This is a genomic window from Arthrobacter sp. 10T413_2 (assembly GCF_056394205.1).
On sequence record NZ_JBFTHK010000247.1, the window covers coordinates 1 to 5,065 of the forward strand.

Sequence of the window (5,065 nt, forward strand, 5' to 3'; positions counted from 1 at the left end):
GCGCCCCGTCCGTGGCTTCGTCCGGGGCTCCGTCCGGGGCCGGCAGCCACGTCTCGAGTTTKCGGATGAGCCACCGCAGCAGGGCGATCCCCACGAGTGCCACGAGCACCGGGACGGGGATGGCGTTCGCGGTCAGGTCGGCCCGGCTCAGGACGGCCACGAGGCCCACGGCGCCGAAGACCGCGATGACGGCCACCCCGGCGAATCGGCGCCGCACTTCCAGGACCCCGGACAAGGCGGCGAGCGCGGCGATGACCAGTGCCATGCCACCGAGGAGCGCCAGTTTGTCCGCGGTACCAAAGACGGAGATGACCCATTCTTTGACGCCCGGCGGGACGGCATCGATCACTGCCCCGCCCACGGCCGTCACGGGAGAAACCGTGGGGCTCACCAGGCTTGCCGTGAGTTCGCCGAGCACCACTGCGGTCCCGACGGCCACCAGTCCGGCCGCGGCGGCCCACAGGTCCCGCGTCCGCCGCTGCTTGGAACGGTCTTGCCTCGGCCGACCTTGCTTGGTCTGCGGTTGCCTGGACTGCGGCTGCTTGGACTGCTGCACCTGCGTTCCGGCGCGTTGCTGGTCCTGACCGGTAGTTTCCTTATCCATGGCCTTGCCCGTGTCCTCATCCGTTGCTTGGGCCGTGTCGTGGTCCATCCGCTTGTGCAGGTCCTTGTCCATTTCGGCCCCCTGTCCGCCCGGGCCCGCGCCGCGGTTCACTGCGCGCGTCCGGTGTGAAGCGTCTCGTCCGCCGGGTCCGGCGGATGCCTGTCCCGTTCCCCGCCCGCMGAGGACGCGCCGGTCGCGAGGCCGCCAGCGGACGGAACGTCCGCCGGGGATGCCAGCACCGCCGTCGCGTGGCCGGCCGTCTCGTGGCCGGAGGCCTCCCTGACAGGGACTTCCCTGCCCGGGACCTCCTGTCCGGGAAGCAGCAGCGAGAAGCGGCATCCGCCGTCGACGTTCTCCACGGTGACGGTCCCCTCATGGGCCTTGACGATTCCGGCGACGATGCTCAGACCAAGCCCGGCCCCGCTGTAGCGCAACGTGCCTGCCGGCTCGTCCGCCCCTGGCGCCCCCGCGTCGTCCGGAGCGGGCAGGCGGCCTGCCGGGCGCCGGGCGGGATCCTTTTGCCAGCCGGTCTCGAAGACATGCGGCAGGTCCTCTTCGGGGATCCCGCCGCAGCCGTCGGTGACGGCGACGACGGCCCGGTCCCCTTCCCGCCCCACTTCGACGGTGACGTGGGAGCCCGGCGGGCTGTGGACGATGGCGTTGAGCACGACGTTCCGGATGGCGCGTCCCATCGAGGGGCCGTCGGCGAGAGCCAGGCACTCGCGCMGGCCGCCGCCGTCGAGCGTGACGCCATGCTGCTGCGCCAGCGCGGCGAGGTCGGCGATGGCGTCGCTGGCGAGGTCGTACAGGTCCAGCGGCTCGGCTTTGAGCCGCATGGTCCCGGCATGKAGCTTCGACAGTTCCAGGAGGTCGTTGACCATGCCCGCCATGAGGTCCGTCTGTGCAATGATCTTGCGGTAATAGCCGGGGACATCCGATGCCATGCCGTCTTCCAGCGCCTCGGTCATGGCCCGCATGCTCGCCAGCGGCGTCCGGAGGTCGTGGGAGATCCAGCTTACGAGTTCGCGGCGGGCGTTCTCGACGGCGGCCTCCCGCTGCCGGGACGCCTCCAGCTTCCGGCTGCTGGAGTCGAGCTCCGCGGCGAGGGCGGCCAGTTCGTGGCTCATCACCGGGGACTGGATCCCCGGGCTCTCGCCGCGGCCGATGCTCCGGGCGGCTTCGACCAGTTCCCTGGCGTTCCGCGACACCCGCGATCCCAGCACCAGGGCGATGGCAACGGCCACCGCAGAGGCCACGGCCAGGACGTACCACATGACCTCGAGGTCCCGGGCCGAGATGAACATGGCGTTGAAGGCGCTGACCATTCCGGCGATCAGGACCGCCACGGCGGCGAGGACCACCACACAGATCTGCACCGCGAAGGAGGCCTTGCGMAGCGGTTTCAGCACGAGCAGGGATGCCGCGCCGATCACGGCGCCCCATGCMACGGCCCAGCCGATAATGGTCAGGAGTTCAGAGGTCTGCACCGGCGGTTTCTTCCTCGTCGCTGGGGTCCAGCCGGTAGCCGACGCCCCAGACCGTTTTCAGGATGGCGGGGCGGGTGGGGTCGTCCTCGATCTTCTCGCGCAGCCTGCGCACGTGGACCGTCACCGTCGAGAGGTCGCCGTAATCCCAGCCCCAGACGGCCTTCATGAGCTCTTCGCGGCTGAAGACCTGGCGGGGACGGCGCAGCATGAAGGCCAGCAGGTCGAATTCCCGCGCGGTCAGCGCCAGGGGCCGKCCGTGGCGGGTGACCGTACGCGCGGCCGGGCTGAGGTCGAAGCCGCCCACTTCGATGGAGGGCTCGGGACTGAATTCTGGGATGCTCCGGCGCAGGACCGAGCGGACGCGCAGGACCAGTTCGCGGGGCGAGAACGGTTTGGTGACGTAGTCGTCCGCGCCGGCTTCCAGGCCCAGGATCCGGTCGTCCTCGGTGCCCAGGGCCGTGAGCATGATGACCGGAACACTATGTTCTGCCCGCAGCCGGCGGCAGACTTCCACGCCGTCCAGGCCTGGCAGCATCCGGTCCAGCAGGACAAGGTCCGGCCGGCGTTCGGCGGCCAGGCGGAGGGCCGTGAACCCGTCGGCGGCGAGGACCACTTGGAATCCCGCCTGGACGAGATAGTCGCGGACCACCCCGGCGATGGTCGGCTCGTCTTCGACGAGGAGGATGCGCCGGTACTCCGTTGCGTCCGGGGCCGGCTGGGTCGTGTTCACGCTTCCAGCATAGGTTCGCGGCCGCGCCGCGGGCAGGCATCCGAAGCCCTGCCGGACATCGTTCCCGAAGACGTAATATCCCTGCCGTCACGCGGCTGTGACGTCTGCCTCGGGGTGGCGTAGCCTGACTCTATGACAGTTCAACTGGGTATGCCCCAGCCCCGCGAKGCAGGCAGTCCCGGAACAKGCACGCCTGCCGCAACCGCGCTGTCCGGGCGCCCGCACGGCCTGCCTGCCGGGCTCGTCGATCGTTACGGCCGCCGCGCCACGGACATGCGCTTATCGCTGACGGACAAGTGCAACCTGCGCTGCACGTACTGCATGCCGGCCGAGGGCCTGGAGTGGCTGTCCAAGCAGGCGGTGATGTCCGCCGAGKAGATCGTGCGGATCGTGCGGATCGGCGTCGACATGCTGGGCGTGCGCGAACTCCGGCTGACCGGCGGCGAGCCGCTGGTGCGCGCGGATCTGCTGGACATCATCTCCGCGCTCCGCCAGGCCCACCCTGAKCTGCCGATCTCYATGACCACCAACGCCGTCGGCCTGGACAAGAAGGCCGCCGGGCTCAAGGCGGCGGGACTCTCCCGGATCAACGTCTCCCTCGATTCCCTGCACGAGGAAACCTTCGCCAAGCTGACCCGCCGCCCCTTCCTGGACAAGGTCCTCGCCGGCGTGGACGCCGCCTGGGCTGCGGGCCTGGGTCCGGTCAAGCTCAACGCCGTGCTCATGCGCGGCATCAACGACGCCGAGTCGCCGGCCTTGCTGGCCTGGGCGCTGGACCGCGGCTATGAGTTGCGCTTCATCGAGCAGATGCCGCTGGATGCGGACCACGGCTGGACCCGCCGGAACATGATCACCGCTGCGGAGATCCGCGGGCTGCTCTCCACCGACTACGTGMTCAGTTCCGACCCGCGGGACCGCGACGGCGCCCCGGCGGAACGGTTCGAAGTTCGCGCACGCGTTCCCGGCACCGACGAGGCCACCGGCCCCGTGCTCGGCACCGTGGGCATCATCGCCTCCGTTACGGAGCCATTCTGCTCGGACTGCCGCCGCACGCGCATCACTGCCGAAGGCAAGATCATGAGCTGCCTGTTCTCGCGCGAGGAAGTGGACCTGCTGGGGCTGCTGCGCGAGGGGGCAAGCGACGAACAACTGGCCGAACGCTGGCAGKATGCCATGTGGATCAAGCCCAAGGCCCACGGCATGGACCATGTAGGGCTCGACGCCCCCGACTTTGTCCAGCCGGACCGCAGCATGAGCGCCATCGGAGGCTGACTTTTTCGTGAACGTACGCTACTTCGCTGCCGCGCGCGCTGCCGMCGGCGTGGATGAAGAACGCTTCGACCTCGCCGACGGCGACACCCTCGCCTCGCTGCTTGAGGCGATCCTCGCCGTCKAACGCCCCGAGCCGCCGGCCGGTACGCCGCCGCTGGCACGCATCCTGTCCCGTTCCAGCTTCCTGCTCAACGAGGTGGCCGTGCGTGACCATGCAAAGACACTCAGGCAGGCCGACGTTGTGGACGTGCTGCCGCCGTTCGCCGGCGGCTAAGCTTCCACGGCCCGACGCATCGGCTAACCTMAGGCCGGGATGGAGGCGCCTTCTGGGACGCGGCGGCAGACGGTGGTCATGAAGKGGGTGAAMTCGCTMGCCTTGCCCAGGCGGAGCTCGGCGGCGTGCGTCAGGACGCCGTCGTCCACCCGGAAGGTGTGCCGTGCGGTGCCGCGGTCGCTGCGCCGTTCCACGGTCAGGGTGCCGGCTTCCCAGCTGGCAYGCGCGGGCGCCTCGGGCGGCAGCCCCATGCTGTTGACGTGGTACCAGAAGGTGTCGGGGCGGTCCGGGTCCATTGTGAAGACGCCATGGCCTTCGGAACGGGATCCGTCTTCATCCGTGTGGCGGTAGCTCTGTGTCACAGCCAGCCCGGCGGCCGCCGGAGAGAAGATGATCTCGGATTCCGCGCTGCGCGCCGGACCCCATGCGGTGGCCTCCCAGTGTGTGGTCCCCGTCCACCGGCCCAGGAAAGGCTCTAGCGCTGTGCATGCACTGCCTGGCAGTGGCCGGTCCACAGTTCCTCCCAAGTGGAGTCCCTCCCGAGTGACCCCGCCACCATCATCACKCCGTGCCTGCGCCGGTGTAAAGACCGGCGATTTACAAAGCTAGAGCCCGAACGTCTCGGTTTCCTCAAACGGACCCACCACCGTGACGGTCCGCGGGGCGGCCGCGAGCTGACGGGCGAGCTCCTGGACTTC

At 69.6% G+C, this 5,065-nt stretch carries 5 protein-coding genes and 1 pseudogene; 2 read left to right on the forward strand and 4 right to left on the reverse strand.

Annotation, left to right across the window (positions count from 1 at the left end; all coding sequences use genetic code 11):
* The 3 genes and pseudogenes from AC1DBQ_RS21640 to AC1DBQ_RS21650 form a co-directional block, all read right to left on the reverse strand.
* A pseudogene (locus tag AC1DBQ_RS21640) lies at window positions 1–676 on the reverse strand (hypothetical protein); the annotation flags it as partial.
* A gap of 35 nt (window positions 677–711) precedes the next feature.
* Window positions 712–2,091, reverse strand: coding sequence for a sensor histidine kinase (locus AC1DBQ_RS21645; protein WP_476930475.1), 1,380 nt, complete (start codon window positions 2,089–2,091; stop codon window positions 712–714).
* Complete coding sequence (locus AC1DBQ_RS21650) at window positions 2,078–2,821, reverse strand: response regulator transcription factor (RefSeq protein ID WP_476930476.1); 744 nt, start codon at window positions 2,819–2,821, stop codon at window positions 2,078–2,080. Before AC1DBQ_RS21650 ends, AC1DBQ_RS21645 begins: the two co-directional genes overlap by 14 nt.
* A gap of 132 nt (window positions 2,822–2,953) precedes the next feature.
* Between AC1DBQ_RS21650 and moaA the strand changes: the two genes are divergently transcribed.
* Window positions 2,954–4,093, forward strand: a complete 1,140-nt coding sequence (moaA, locus tag AC1DBQ_RS21655) for a GTP 3',8-cyclase MoaA (RefSeq protein ID WP_476930477.1) — start codon at window positions 2,954–2,956, stop codon at window positions 4,091–4,093.
* Window positions 4,094–4,100: 7 nt separating this feature from the next.
* Window positions 4,101–4,367: a MoaD/ThiS family protein gene (locus tag AC1DBQ_RS21660; RefSeq protein WP_476930478.1), complete on the forward strand. Its 267-nt coding sequence runs from the start codon at window positions 4,101–4,103 to the stop codon at window positions 4,365–4,367.
* Between the two features lie 23 nt (window positions 4,368–4,390).
* On the opposite strand, the gene AC1DBQ_RS21665 is transcribed toward AC1DBQ_RS21660, so the two are convergent.
* Window positions 4,391–4,729 carry a DUF1579 domain-containing protein gene (locus AC1DBQ_RS21665; protein WP_476930479.1) on the reverse strand — a complete coding sequence of 113 codons (339 nt, stop codon included), beginning with the start codon at window positions 4,727–4,729 and terminating at the stop codon, window positions 4,391–4,393.
* Between the last annotated feature and the right edge of the window lie 336 nt (window positions 4,730–5,065).